The 12950-nt window shown below is 67.6% G+C and carries 12 protein-coding genes; 11 read left to right on the top strand and 1 reads right to left on the bottom strand.

The genetic code is table 11. The annotated features are described in order from the left end of the window. Positions 1-4 precede the first annotated feature (4 nt). From ccoO to ETR14_RS20945, 9 genes are read left to right on the top strand one after another with little or no spacing between them, the layout of a single operon-like run. Positions 5-745 (top strand): cytochrome-c oxidase, cbb3-type subunit II, encoded by a 741-nt coding sequence (ccoO, locus tag ETR14_RS20905; RefSeq protein WP_129388455.1) that lies wholly within the window; start codon positions 5-7, stop codon positions 743-745. After that, on the top strand, positions 742-900 hold the full coding sequence (locus ETR14_RS20910; protein WP_129388458.1) for a cbb3-type cytochrome c oxidase subunit 3: 159 nt from the start codon (positions 742-744) through the stop codon (positions 898-900). The genes ccoO and ETR14_RS20910 overlap by 4 nt, the downstream gene beginning before the upstream one ends. Next, positions 893-1798, top strand: coding sequence for a cytochrome-c oxidase, cbb3-type subunit III (ccoP, locus tag ETR14_RS20915; RefSeq protein ID WP_129388461.1), 906 nt, complete (start codon positions 893-895; stop codon positions 1796-1798). The genes ETR14_RS20910 and ccoP overlap by 8 nt, the downstream gene beginning before the upstream one ends. Before the next feature lie 46 nt (positions 1799-1844). Continuing rightward, a complete protein-coding gene (gene ccoG / locus ETR14_RS20920) occupies positions 1845-3299 on the top strand; it encodes a cytochrome c oxidase accessory protein CcoG (protein WP_129388464.1) in 1455 nt (484 codons plus the stop codon). Between the two features lie 10 nt (positions 3300-3309). Beyond that, complete coding sequence (locus ETR14_RS20925; RefSeq protein ID WP_129388467.1) at positions 3310-3765, top strand: FixH family protein; 456 nt, start codon at positions 3310-3312, stop codon at positions 3763-3765. After that, the gene (locus ETR14_RS20930) at positions 3762-5888 is read left to right on the top strand and encodes a heavy metal translocating P-type ATPase (protein WP_129388470.1); all 2127 of its coding nucleotides are present in this window, start codon (positions 3762-3764) and stop codon (positions 5886-5888) included. The genes ETR14_RS20925 and ETR14_RS20930 overlap by 4 nt, the downstream gene beginning before the upstream one ends. Then, the gene (ccoS, locus tag ETR14_RS20935; RefSeq protein ID WP_129388473.1) at positions 5885-6061 is read left to right on the top strand and encodes a cbb3-type cytochrome oxidase assembly protein CcoS; all 177 of its coding nucleotides are present in this window, start codon (positions 5885-5887) and stop codon (positions 6059-6061) included. Before ETR14_RS20930 ends, ccoS begins: the two co-directional genes overlap by 4 nt. Then, on the top strand, positions 6058-7380 hold the full coding sequence (gene hemN, locus ETR14_RS20940) for an oxygen-independent coproporphyrinogen III oxidase (RefSeq protein ID WP_129388477.1): 1323 nt from the start codon (positions 6058-6060) through the stop codon (positions 7378-7380). The genes ccoS and hemN overlap by 4 nt, the downstream gene beginning before the upstream one ends. Then, the gene (locus ETR14_RS20945) at positions 7370-7579 is read left to right on the top strand and encodes a hypothetical protein (RefSeq protein WP_129388480.1); all 210 of its coding nucleotides are present in this window, start codon (positions 7370-7372) and stop codon (positions 7577-7579) included. Before hemN ends, ETR14_RS20945 begins: the two co-directional genes overlap by 11 nt. A gap of 3 nt (positions 7580-7582) precedes the next feature. Here ETR14_RS20945 and ETR14_RS20950 read toward each other — a convergent pair whose 3' ends face one another. Beyond that, positions 7583-8320 carry a copper homeostasis protein CutC gene (locus ETR14_RS20950; protein WP_129388483.1) on the bottom strand — a complete coding sequence of 246 codons (738 nt, stop codon included), beginning with the start codon at positions 8318-8320 and terminating at the stop codon, positions 7583-7585. Between the two features lie 190 nt (positions 8321-8510). Between ETR14_RS20950 and ETR14_RS20955 the strand changes: the two genes are divergently transcribed. Next, the gene (locus tag ETR14_RS20955) at positions 8511-10907 is read left to right on the top strand and encodes a GH92 family glycosyl hydrolase (RefSeq protein ID WP_243455611.1); all 2397 of its coding nucleotides are present in this window, start codon (positions 8511-8513) and stop codon (positions 10905-10907) included. A 20-nt stretch (positions 10908-10927) separates the two neighbouring features. Then, positions 10928-12892 (top strand): glycoside hydrolase family 2 protein, encoded by a 1965-nt coding sequence (locus ETR14_RS20960; protein ID WP_206185884.1) that lies wholly within the window; start codon positions 10928-10930, stop codon positions 12890-12892. Positions 12893-12950 lie beyond the last annotated feature (58 nt).

Below are 12950 nucleotides of genomic sequence, written 5' to 3' on the forward strand. Positions count from 1 at the left end.
CGAAATGGCAACCAAGTTCCTCGACCACGGGCGGCTGGAGCGCAACGTCACCCTTCTGGGCGTGCTCGCGTTCCTCACCGTCGCGATCGGCGGCATCGTCGAGATCGCGCCGCTCTTCTGGATCGACTCGACGATCGAGAAAGTGGAGGGGGTGCGCCCCTACACGCCGCTCGAGCTCGCCGGCCGCAACATCTACATCCGCGAAGGCTGTTCGGGCTGCCACAGCCAGATGATCCGGCCGTTCCGGGACGAAACCGAGCGCTACGGCCATTACAGCCTCGCCGCCGAGAGCATGTACGACCATCCGTTCCAGTGGGGCTCCAAGCGCACCGGGCCCGATCTCGCCCGCGTCGGCGGCCGCTATTCGGACGAGTGGCACGTCACCCACCTCAAGGATCCGCGGGCGGTGGTGCCGGAATCGATCATGCCGGCCTACGCCTTTCTGGCCGAGCGGGAGCTCAAAGCCGGGGACATGCGCCAGGATCTGACCGCGCTGTCGCGGGTCGGCGTTCCCTACGACCAGGCGGCGATCGCGGCGGCCAATGACGATCTCAGAAATCAGGCCGATCCGGATGCCGACACCAAGGCGCTGACCGCCCGCTACCCCAAGTCGCAAGTGCGCGACTTCGATGGCGATCCGTCGCGGCTGACCGAGATGGATGCGCTCGTCGCCTATCTGCAGATGCTCGGCACCCTGGTCGATTTCGAGGCGGCCGCACCGCAAGAAAAGGAGGCAGCGAAATGAGCTACGACAGCTTCCGCCACTTCGCCGACAGCTGGGGCCTCGTGTTCATGGGCCTCGTCTATCTCGCCTTCACCGGCTGGGCTTTCCTGCCCCGCAATCGCGGCCGCAACCAGGCTGCCGCCACCATGATCTTCAAGGACAGCGACCATGGCTGACGACAAGAAGCGGATCGATGTCCCCACCGGCACCGAGACCATGGGCCACGAATGGGACGGAATCGAGGAGCTCAACACGCCGCTGCCGCGCTGGTGGCTTTGGAGCTTCTACGCGACCATCGTCTGGGGCCTGGCCTTCATGGTCTTCTACCCGGCCTGGCCGATGCTGAGCAGCGCCACCAAGGGCACGCTCGGCTGGACCAGCCGGGGCCAGCTCGAGCAGGAACTCGCGGCGGAGCAGGCCAAGAAGGCGCCGGTGCTGAAGGCGCTTGCGGCGACCCCGATCGAGCAATTGCCGAACAACCCGGCGCTGCTGCAGGCGGCGGTGGAGGGCGGCCGCGCCGCCTTCCGGGTCAATTGCGTCGCCTGCCACGGTTCGGGCGCGGCCGGCGCCAAGGGCTATCCCAACCTCAACGACGACGACTGGCTGTGGGGCGGGGACCTCAAGGCGATCGAATATACGATCACCCACGGTACCCGGCAGCCCGACCACGACGCCACCCGCTTCTCGCAGATGCCGGCCTTCGGCCGCGACGGGATGCTGAAGGGGGACGAGATACACGATGTCGCGGCCTACGTCCGGACGATCTCGCACCAGCAGAAAGCGGATGCCGCGGCACGCAGAGGCGGCGCGGTGTTCGCCCAGAATTGCGCCTCCTGTCACGGTGCCGGCGGCGAGGGCAATCGCGCGGTGGGTGCCCCCAGGCTGACCGACGCGATCTGGCTCTACGGGGGCGATGCCGAGACCATCCAGGCGACGGTCACCAACAGCCGCTTCGGAGTGATGCCGAAATGGGGCGGCCGGCTCGATCCGGCAACGATCAAGATGCTTGCAGCCTATGTCCATTCGCTGGGCGGCGGCGAGGGCGCGGCGCCTGTCGAAACGGCGGCGAAGTAAAAGCATCCTCCCCGAGCTTTGCTCGGGGAGGAATGGAGATAGAATAATGGTCAGCCCGTCCGATCTCACCGGGGTCACCAAGCCCAAGAGCCTCTACGCCAAGCGCGAGCCGGTGTTTCCAAAGGCGGTCGACGGCCGCTTCCGGCGGCTGAAGTGGGCGATCATGGCGATCACGCTGACCATCTATTACGTCACGCCCTGGCTGCGCTGGGACCGCGGCGCCTGGGCACCCGATCAGGCGGTTCTGATCGACCTTGCCGGCCGCCGATTCTACATGTTCGGAATCGAGATCTGGCCGCACGAATTCTACTACGTCGCGGGCCTTCTGATCATGGCCGGGGTCGGCCTGTTTCTGGTCACCTCAGCGGTGGGACGCGCCTGGTGCGGCTATGCCTGTCCGCAGACGGTTTGGACCGATCTGTTCCAGCATGTCGATCGGCTGATCGATGGCGACCGCAATGCCCAGATCCGCCTTCAGAACGCGCCGTGGACCGCGTCCAAGATCGCCCGGCGGAGCCTCAAATACACAGTCTATCTCGCCATTTCGCTGGCGACGGGCGGCGCCTGGATCTTCTATTTCGCCGACGCGCCGACGCTGGCGCGTGACTTCGCCACCGGCAACGCCGCGTTCGTCGCCTATGCGACGGTCGCGATCCTCACCGCCACCACCTTCCTGCTCGCCGGCTTCCTGCGCGAACAAGTGTGCATCTACATGTGTCCGTGGCCGCGCATCCAGACCGCGATGCTCGACGAGAAGAGCCTGATCGTCACCTACAAGGACTGGCGCGGCGAGCCGCGCAAGCGCGGCACCAAGAAGGCGACGCTGGAGGATCTGAAGCTCGGCGACTGCATCGACTGCAACCAGTGCGTCGCGGTTTGCCCGACGGGCATCGACATCCGCAACGGGCCGCAGGTGGGCTGCATCACCTGCGCGCTCTGCATCGATGCTTGCGACAAGGTGATGGCGCAGGTCGGTCGCCCGCGTGGACTGATCGACTATGCGACGTTCGAGGACGCGAAAGCGGAAAAAGCGGGCGAGACGCCGAAGCCGGTGCTGAAGACGCTTCTGCGGCCGCGCACGATTCTCTACTTCGCCCTGTGGGCCGCGATCGGCCTCGGCATGCTGTTCGCACTCGGCGAGCGCACCCGCCTCGACATCAGTGCGCAGCAGCAGCGCAATCCCGTCTATGTGCGGCTGTCCGACGGCACCATCCGCAACGCCTTCACGGTCAAGATCCGCAACATGGAGACACGGCCCAGGCGCTTCGCGATCGGCCTCGAAGGCCTGTCGGGCGCCACCATGTGGCTCGAGACCGGCGCGCGCGACCGGGCCGACCGCACGGTCACGGCCGAGGTGGCCCCGGATGCCCTCGGGAAATTCCGTATATTCGTGATCGCCCCGCCGGGCGAAGAGACACGTGACGAATTCGCTTTCACCGTCCGGGCGCTCGATCCGGAAGGCGGCAGCGACAGCACCAAGGCCGTGTTCGAGCGGCCCTGAGGGGACGCGCATGCAACGGCCTTTTACCGGATGGCACATGACCGGCATCCTGATCGCCTTTTTCGGCGTCGTGATCGCGGTCAACCTGACGATGGCGACCTTCGCCACCCGCACCTTCGGCGGCAAGGTGGTGGAGAACAGCTATGTCGCAAGCCAGAATTTCAACCTCTGGCTGAAGGAAGCACGCGCGCAAAAGGCGCTCGGCTGGAGCCATTCCATCGCCCTCGACGCCCGCCGCGTGCTGACGGTCTCGATCTCTGCGGCCGGCGCCCCGCTGGCGGGGGCGACGCTGCGCGGGGTGGCGCGCCACCCGCTCGGCCGCGAGGCTGAAGTGACTCTGCGCTTCGTCTCGGCCGGCCCCGGCCGCTACGAGAGCGATCGTCCGCTTCCGGCCGGGCGCTGGTACCTGCACCTTCAGGCGGTGCACGGCCGGGACGAAGCCGACTTCATCGAGTCCGTGCAATGACCGCACAGGCGGAGATCAAGGCCGCTGCGGCGGCTTCGCGGAGCCTGTTCTCGGTGCCCGGCATGCGCTGCGCCGGCTGCATCGCCAAGCTCGAGAACGGCCTCGCCCCGGTTGCGGGGATCGCCTCGGCGCGGGTCAACTTCACCGCGAGGCAGCTCATCATCGATCACGACCCCGATCTGGACGTACCGGCGCTGAAGGACGCGATCGCGGCGATCGGCTTCGATGCCGAGCCGATCCGCGCCGGTGCAGCGCTGAACGAGGCTTCCGAAAGCCGCGACCTGCTCAAGGCGACCGCCGTCGCGGGCTTTGCGGCCATGAACGTGATGCTGCTGTCGGTCTCGGTCTGGTCCGGCGCGGAGGGCGCCACCCGAGATCTCTTTCATGCACTTTCGGCGCTGATCGCGATCCCGACGGTCGCTTATTCCGGCCGCCCATTCTTCCGATCGGCCTGGGCCGCGCTGAAGAACGGGCGCACCAACATGGACGTGCCGATCTCGATCGGCGTGCTGCTGGTCACCGCCCTCAGCCTGTTCGAGACACTGACAAGCGGCCCGCATGCCTATTTCGACGGCGCGGTGATGCTGCTCTTCTTCCTGCTGGTCGGGCGTGTGCTCGACAGCGTGATGCGCGATCGCGCCCGCGACGGGGTCACCGCCCTGCTCAAGCAGACGGCGCCCGGCGCGCTGATCGAACAGGCCGACGGAAGCAGCCGCTGGACCGACGCGCAGGCCATCGTACCCGGCAGCCGGATGATCGTTGCCGCCGGCGCGCGGCTCGCGGCGGACGGCGTGATCGTGTGCGGCGAGAGCCAGCTCGACCGTGCGCTGATCACCGGCGAGAGCGCGGCGGTGAAGGCAGGCGAGGGCGATGAGGTGCTCGCCGGCACGCTCAACCTCGATGCGCCGCTGATCGTGCGGGTGACGGCGGCAGGTGCCGACACGGCGATCGCCGACATCGCCCGACTGATGGAGGAAGCGGCGCAGCCGCGCTCGCGCTACGTCCGGATCGCCGACCGTGCGGCGCGCCTGTATGCGCCGGCGGTGCACATGCTGGCGGCTTTGTCGTTCGTCGGCTGGATGATCGCCGGCGCCGGCTGGCACGAGGCCCTGCTGATCGCCGCGGCGGTGCTGATCATCACCTGCCCGTGCGCGCTCGGCCTTGCCGTGCCGGCGGCGCAGATCGTTGCGGCGGCGGCGTTGATGCGGGCCGGTGTGCTGGTCAAGGACGGCTCCGCGCTGGAGCGTCTCGCCGAGACCGACCGTGCCCTGTTCGACAAGACCGGGACGCTGACCCTCGGCCGGCCGGCGCTCGAAAATCCCGAAGCGCTGCCGCAGGAATACAAGCCGGTGGTGCTCGCGCTGGCGCGCGCGAGCCGCCATCCGCTCAGCCAGGCCTTGCGTCAGGCGCTCGAGGCGGACGGCGTCGCGCCGGCAAAGCTCGCGGCACTGCGGGAGGAGCCGGGCTCCGGGATGATCGGGCTCTGGAACGCGCGTCCGGTCCGGCTCGGCCGGTCCGACGGGGTTGCGGGCGCCGCGCTCAGCTGCGCGTTCGTCGTCGACGGAGAGGCATTGGTGACGCTGCGCTTCCGGGATTCGCTGCGGCCGCAGGCGGGCGAGACCGTGGACGCGCTGCAACGGCTCGGCCTCGTCTCCTCGATCGTGTCGGGCGATCGTGCCGATGCCGTCGCGCCGGTCGCGCGGGCGCTTCACCTCACCGCGCAGACGGGAATGCAGCCGCAGGACAAATTGGACGCGATCGCGCGGCTGTCCGGCGCCGGCGCCAAGGTGCTGATGGTCGGCGACGGTCTGAACGACGGGCCCGCGCTCGCCGCCGGCCATGTGTCGATGGCGCCGGCCTCGGCGAGCGACGTCGGCCAGACCGCCGCCGACGCGGTGTTCCTCGGCGACAGCCTGGCGCCCGTGGCGACCGCGATCAAGGTCGCGCGGCGGACGATGCGGATCGTGCGGCAGAACTTCATCGTCGCCATCGCCTATAATGCGGTCGCCGTGCCGCTCGCGCTCGCCGGTCTGGTCACGCCCCTGGTTGCCGCGCTGGCGATGTCGGGCTCCTCCGTTATCGTCGTCCTGAACGCACTTCGTCTCAGGGGAGCCGCCCGATGACCGGCCTCGTCATTCTCATTCCGATCGCCTTGCTGCTCGGCCTTTCAGGACTTGCCGCCTTTTTCTGGGCGATGAAGGTCGGGCAGTTCGAGGACATGGACGGGGCCGCGCTTCGAATCCTCATCGACGACGAAGCGCCGCTGCCCGGCCGCAATGCGGGAGACGCCCAATGAGCTGGACCTATCATCCGGAACTGCTCGCCCGACCGGTGCCGCGCTACACCTCCTATCCGACTGCGGCCGAGTTCCACGACCGGATCGCGCCCGCGGACATGGTAGCGGCGCTCGGCAGCGTTGCGCCCGATGCCGACATCTCGCTCTACCTGCACATCCCCTATTGCCACGAAATCTGCTGGTATTGCGGTTGCAACACGGGCGCCGCCAATCGCAGCCAGCGGCTGGAGTCCTATCTCGGCGCGCTCCGCGCGGAGATCGATCTGGTCGCGGCCGCACTCGGCGGGCGCGGACGGATCGGCCGGATCGCGTTCGGCGGCGGCAGCCCCAATGCGCTGAGCCCCGCCCAGTTCGCCGGGCTGCTCGGACAGGTGCGCGCGGCGTTCGACGCCGGCGTGGCGCCGGTCTCGATCGAGCTCGATCCGCGGACCCTGACCGATCCATGGTTCGCCGCGGTCGCCGAGGCCGGGATCGCCAAAGCGAGCCTGGGGGTCCAGACCCTCGATCCGGCCGTGCAGGCGGCGATCGGGCGGGTGCAGCCGGAGGCGCTGATCCGCCGCACCGTGGACGGGCTGCGCCGGTCGGGAGTCCGCTCGATCAATTTCGACCTGATGTACGGTCTGCCCGGACAGGGGCTGCCGGAGCTTCGCGCAACGCTGGAGGCGAGTGCGGAGATGGCGCCCGAGCGGATCGCCTTGTTCGGCTATGCCCACGTGCCGCACATGATCCCGCGCCAGAAGCGGATCGACGGAAGCCGGCTCCCGGATGTCGGGACGCGCTTCCTTCAGGCGGAATTCGGGCACGTATTCCTGACTGCGGGCGGCTACCAGGCGATCGGCTTCGACCATTTCGCGTTGCCCGGCGACGCCATCGCCGTCGCGGCCCGGGAGGGGACACTCGCGCGCAATTTCCAGGGATTCACCGAGGACGATGCCGAGATCCTGATCGGGCTCGGCGCCAGCGCGATCAGCCAATTCCCGTCACTGCTGGTGCAGAACGAGAAGAATAGCGGCCGCTACCGGATGCTGGCCAGCGGCGGGAGCCTCCCCGCGGCCAGAGGCGTGTTCCGGGACCGGGACGACCGTGCGCGAGGGCGGATCATCGAAGCCCTGCTCTGCACCGGCAACGCCGATGTCGGCGCATACCGGACCGGAGATCTGGTCGCGCAGCTCGCGCCCTTCGAAGCGCGGGGCCTGCTCTCCTGGCACGGCACGATGCTCCATCTCACCGAGGAAAGCCGGCCGTACGCGCGTGCGATCGCAGCCGCCTTCGACGCCTATCGGCACCCCGAGGGGAGGCGGTTCAGCAGTGCGATCTAGCCTTGCCATGATCGCGCTCGCGCCGCTGATGCTGTTCGGCGTTGCGACGCCGGTTCATGCCCGTAGCGTGTTGATCACGATGTGCGGCAGCGCGCCGCCGGTGAAGCTGCGCATTCCGATGCGCGACGGCGACCATCCTGCGGGCCCCTCCGGATGCCACGCCGCTGCCGTGATCGCCGCGAAGAAGAAGCGGCTGTAGGTTTCAGGCGGCCAGGATCGACTTCATCCGCGCCACGGTGTCGGCACTGGTGACCTGACGCGGGCCCGACTGGAAGCGGAAGCGCTGCTCGGCCGCGCCAGCGTCGTCGAGCGGCACGCGGCAGGAGGCGTGGACTTCGCGAACACCAGTCTCCAGGATCGCGGGCAGGCATGCAGCGTCGACGCCGCTGCCGGCCATGACGACGATGCGATCGCCGGCGGCCCCGACAAGGCGGCCGAGCGAAGGGAGCGCGTCGGCGACGCGCGGCTCGCCGGCGGAGGTGAGGATGCGGTCGAAGCCGAGTTCGATCGCGGTTTCCATCGCCTCGATCTGATCGGGACAAAGATCGAAGGCACGGTGCAGGGTCAGGGCGAGCGGCTTGCCGCGCTTAGACGCGGCGGCGCGGGCATGGCCGATCCACGCGGAGAGCAGATCCGTGTCGAGACGGCCATCGCTTCGGCTTGCGCCGATCACCAGTCCGGCGAGCCCGGCCTCGGCCGTGGCGGTGATATCGGCCGCGACCAAAGCGGCCTCCGCGGCCGAGTAGCGGAAATTGCCGTCGCGTGGACGGGCGAGGAGGTGGACTGGGATCGGCGCTGCCGCCGCCTCAGCGATCAGCGACAGCGGCGGGGTGAGGCCGCCGAGCGCCAGCGCGGCACACAATTCCAGTCGATCGGCGCCGCCTTCCACCGCCGCAGAGATGCCGGCAACGTCTTCCACAACCACTTCGAGCAGAGTCATTCCTGCACTCCTTCCTTTCGCGCGCATAGAGGCGTCACATCGACCTGCAAGTGTGTAACCGTTTTCAATTGACAACTTGTTTTATTAATGGGAACGTTCTCGTGCGTGGTCGAGCCTTCCCGAAGAGGAAGCCGGTCGACGCCATAGAGGTTCAGGAGAGGGGTCGGGAGCCCCGCGACAAAGAGGGCTGGTGGCAGTGCTTCGTGCGTCTTGCGTCATCGGCGGCCGGGTGCGCCGCACACATCTTCTCGCCGCGACCGCTCTGCTCGGGCTTTGTGCACTCCCCGCCGACATGCTGCTTGCCCACTCGGGCGCTGCAGCGGCGTCGACAGCTCCGGTCGATCTTGCCGATCCGCTCGTCGGCACCGCGCCGCTCGATCGGCAGGGTCTGATCGGCAACGCGCCGCCGCCGGGCGAACCCGTCTATTCGGGGCAGACCTCGCCGGGCGCACGTTTGCCGCACAGCTCGACGGAGGCTGCGCCGGTCAACGTCAATCTGGAGCTGAGCTATCCGTTCGGGGTGCCAGCGCCCTACCATTATCCCAACCCGACGATGATCGGTTTCACCGGCGGCGGCGGCGCCACCTATGGCGGACGGGCAAGGCCGATGATCATGCCGGTGGTCGGCGACTGGACGGTGCCGCCGGCCTACACCCAGGCGTGGTACGACAAGGCGACGGAGAAGGCCGCGCCGGGTTTCTATTCCGTCTACCTCAACACGATGCGCACCAAGGTCGAGGCGACCGCCACGCAGTGGACCAGCCTGTTCCGCTTCACCTTCCCAAAGAGCGACCGATCGAACCTGCTCGTCAACCTGCCCCGCGACGGCGGCAGCGTAGAGATCATTGGAGATCGCGCCGTGCGGGGCGTCTCCGGCGACGGGCGCGCCAACGGCTCCGCCGACGGGCCCTATTTTGTCGCCGAATTCTCCCGGCCGTTCACCGGCTTCGGAACGTTTCGAAAGTCTCCGGGCGAGGATGCGGCGTGGGGGATCGGCGACAAGGACGTGGCGCCGCAGGTGCGCAGCGTGAACGGCAAATATGCTGGCGCCTATCTGAGCTTCGGCACTGCCGAGGGCGAGCAGATCCAGATGAAGATCGCCCATGGCGACAGCTATGCCGAGGCCGAACAGCGCCTGCGCAGTGAAAATGCCGGGTGGGATTTCGAACGGGTGCAGGACCATGCGCGGTCCGCCTGGGCCGATCTGCTCGGCCGGGTCCAGGTCAGCGGTGGCACGCCCAAGCAGCGCAAGCTTTTCTACTCGACGCTGTTCCAGTCCTTTTCAAGCCCGCGACTGGTGGCGCGCAAGGGCGAGACGTTCAGCGATGCCAACGGCAGGATGCAGACCGCAGGCTACGATCGCTACTCGCCGGTGCCGTTCTGGGATACTGGGCGAAACCAGCTGGTTCTCCTCGAACTGCTTGAGCCCGAACTTGTCCAGAACGTGATGCGATCGGAGCTCGACATGGCACGCGAGCGCGGCTTCATGAACACGTCCTTCCACGCCGATAATGCCGTGTTCCTGTATCTCGGCGCCTGGGAGCGCGGCATTCCGTTCGACTATGCCGGCACCTACGAATATCTGAAGAAGAACGCGACCGACCCGGAGGGACCGCGCGACTATCTTGCCGAATATCAGCGGCAGGGCTGGATTTCGGACGAAATCCCGAAGGGCAATCCGAGCCCGCCGCACGCCGGCGGCAAGGCCGGCGCCGCCAAGACGCTGGAATATGCGTGGGACGATTATGCGCTCGCCCGCTTTGCGCGCCGGCTCGGCAAGGCCGAGGACGCCCGCATGTTCGAGGCGCGGGCGCGCAACTATGCCAACGTCTTCGATCGCGGGACGGGCTTCGTCCGTGGCCGCACCGCCGACGGCGCCTGGATCGAGCCGTTCGACCCGCGCGAGCCCTATTACAACCATATGATGAAGGAGGCGTCGGGCTGGTCGACCCTGTGGCTGGTGCCGCACGACGTTCATGGCCTGATCAGCCTGCTCGGCGGACGCGACCGGTTCAACGCCAAGCTCGACCAATTCTTCGCGACGCCCTACGCGCCCAAGGGCATCTGCCGCGACTGCACCGGCGTGATCGGCCAATATGTCCAGGGCAACCAGCCCGATCAGCATGCGCCCTATCTCTACGCGTGGAGCGGTCAGCCCTGGAAGACGCAGGCGCTGGTTCGCCGCATTCTCGACGAGCTCTACGGCAGCGATGCCGCCGGCTACGGCTATCCCGGCATGGACGACCAGGGATCGACCTCATCCTGGTATGCGATGAGTGCGATGGGCTTCTATCCGGTCGACCCGTCCAGCCAGATCTATGTACTGGGCAGCCCGATCTTCGACGACGTGCGTCTCACTCTCGGCAACGGCCGCACGCTCGAGATCGTGGCCGAGAACGTTTCCGCAGCGAACATGTACATCCAGTCGGCGACGCTGAACGGCAAGAGATGGGACAAGCCGTGGTTCAGCCACGACGACATCAAGAACGGCGCCAGGATGGTGCTGACCATGGGTCCGAGGCCGAACACCGCCTGGGGCAGCGCGCCCGAGGCCGCGCCGCCATCGATGTCGGAGGCGGGGCGATGATGCACAGGACAGGAGAGAAGATGCGCAGGATGAACGGTCTTTTGCTCGGCGCCGCCCTGCTTGCGACGAGCGTCGCCGCCGATGCCGGGCAGGGGCAGGCACAGACGCAGACGCGCGGCGCGCCGGTCTATACCGGGCTGGTGACGACCGAATGGGGCCGGAAGGTCACGCCCGAAAATGCCTGGCGCTCCTATCCGCGTCCGCAGTTCAGGCGCGAGGCGTGGCAGAACCTCAACGGCCGCTGGGACTATGCGATCACCGGCGCCGCCGCGGCGCGGCCGGACCGCATGGACGGCAAGATCCTGGTACCGTTTCCGGTCGAATCCCGGCTGTCGGGCGTTGCCCGCCGGATCGAGCCCGACGATCGCCTTTGGTACCGGCGCAGCTTCACCGTGCCCGCCGACTGGTCGGGGCAGCGGGTGATGCTGAACTTCGGCGGGGTCGATCACGAGGCGCACGTGTGGGTGAACGGTGCGATGGTCGGCGCGCACCAGGGCGGCTTCAACACGTTCGGCTTCGACATCACCGACCAGCTTCGTCCCGGCGAGAACGAATTGCTGGTCCAGGTCGTCGATCCGAACTCGGCCGGCAGCCAGCCGCGCGGCAAGCAGATCCTCGATCCGTCCGGCATCTGGTACACGGCGGTGAGCGGCATCTGGCAAACTGTGTGGCTCGAGCCGGTGTCGAGGCTCCACATTGCCGACGTGCGCGCCACGCCCGACATCGACCGTGGCATGGTCGACCTGCAGGTGGCGCTGAGCGGCTGGGCGGAGGATACCGACGCGGTGCGGATCACCGTTCGATCCGGAAGCAGGACGATCGGCTCCACCATCATCCGGGCCAACCGCGAAACCAGCATCGCAATCCCGCAGCCGCATCTGTGGTCGCCCGAGGATCCGTTCCTGTACGACGTCACCGCCGAACTGGTGACGGTGCACGATCCCTATGCGGGCGCCAAGGAGCGCAACCGCACCGCCTACGATGCGCGGTTCACGCCGGGCGAGCGCAAGACCTACGCGGAGGCGCAGGTGGTCGGCCGTCCGCGCGACCGGGTCGCGACCTATTTCGCGATGCGGAAGATCTCGGTCGGTCCCGGCACGATCGCCGGACAGCCGGCCCTGCTGCTCAACAACAAGCCCTATTTCCAGAACGGAACGCTGGACCAGGGCTGGTGGCCCGACGGGCTGTGGACGCCGCCCTCCGAAGAGGCGATGAAGAGCGACCTCGTCTTTCTGAAGAAGGCCGGGTTCAACATGGTTCGCAAGCACATCAAGGTCGAACCGGCGCGCTATTATTACGATGCCGACCGGCTCGGCATACTGATCTGGCAGGACATGCCGTCCGGCGGCGGCGAGGACCAGTTCGTCACCGGCAACAGCAAGAGCCAGGCGGTGATGTCGTCCGACATGATGGCGCAGCATCAGAACGAGCTGACCCACATGATCGGCGACCTGCGCGCCTTTCCGTCGATCGTGATGTGGGTGGTCAACAACGAAGGGTGGGGGCAATATGATTCCGCCACGCTCGCCCGTTACGTCAAGGGCATGGATCCGGGACGTCTCGTCAACGCCGACAGCGGCTGGCTGGACGTCGCCCCGGACGTCTCGGACGTGTTCGACATCCACACCTATGAGGATGTGCCGAACACGCCGCAGCGCCAGAGCCGGCGCGCGATCGTGCTGGGCGAGTATGGCGGCATCGGCCTGCCGGTGGCCGGTCACCTGTGGCGGCCCGGCAAGGACAATTGGGGCTATCAGGCGGCCAGGGACGAGGGCGACTATCTGGCGCGCTACCGGCGCAAGCTGGACGGCGTGATCCGCCAGGCGAAGGAGCACGGGCTCAGCGCCGCGGTCTACACCCAGACCACCGACGTCGAGGACGAGATCAACGGCCTGCTGACGTTCGACCGGGCGTCCGCCAAGGCACCGGCCGAAGCGCTCAGAGAAATCGCCGCACCCTTGTGGGAGGACGACACCCGCCGCTGATGCCGCCCCCTTGGGGCCGAGTCGGTGAACACGTTTCGACCATACCATTGGAAGCGCT

The organism is Sphingosinicella sp. BN140058 (genome assembly GCF_004135585.1).
In the GTDB taxonomy this organism is placed as follows: domain Bacteria; phylum Pseudomonadota; class Alphaproteobacteria; order Sphingomonadales; family Sphingomonadaceae; genus Allosphingosinicella.

Bases quoted from the DNA above. Each gene is read 5' to 3' on its own strand.
- ETR14_RS20930 (WP_129388470.1), top strand. From the start codon at position 3,762: ATGACCGCACAGGCGGAGATCAAGGCCGCTGCGGCGGCTTCGCGGAGC.
- ccoS (WP_129388473.1), top strand. From the start codon at position 5,885: ATGACCGGCCTCGTCATTCTCATTCCGATCGCCTTGCTGCTCGGCCTT.
- ccoG (WP_129388464.1), top strand. From the start codon at position 1,845: ATGGTCAGCCCGTCCGATCTCACCGGGGTCACCAAGCCCAAGAGCCTC.
- ETR14_RS20910 (WP_129388458.1), top strand. From the start codon at position 742: ATGAGCTACGACAGCTTCCGCCACTTCGCCGACAGCTGGGGCCTCGTG.
- ETR14_RS20925 (WP_129388467.1), top strand. From the start codon at position 3,310: ATGCAACGGCCTTTTACCGGATGGCACATGACCGGCATCCTGATCGCC.
- ccoO (WP_129388455.1), top strand. From the start codon at position 5: ATGGCAACCAAGTTCCTCGACCACGGGCGGCTGGAGCGCAACGTCACC.
- hemN (WP_129388477.1), top strand. From the start codon at position 6,058: ATGAGCTGGACCTATCATCCGGAACTGCTCGCCCGACCGGTGCCGCGC.
- ETR14_RS20960 (WP_206185884.1), top strand. From the start codon at position 10,928: ATGCGCAGGATGAACGGTCTTTTGCTCGGCGCCGCCCTGCTTGCGACG.
- ccoP (WP_129388461.1), top strand. From the start codon at position 893: ATGGCTGACGACAAGAAGCGGATCGATGTCCCCACCGGCACCGAGACC.
- ETR14_RS20950 (WP_129388483.1), bottom strand. From the start codon at position 8,320: ATGACTCTGCTCGAAGTGGTTGTGGAAGACGTTGCCGGCATCTCTGCG.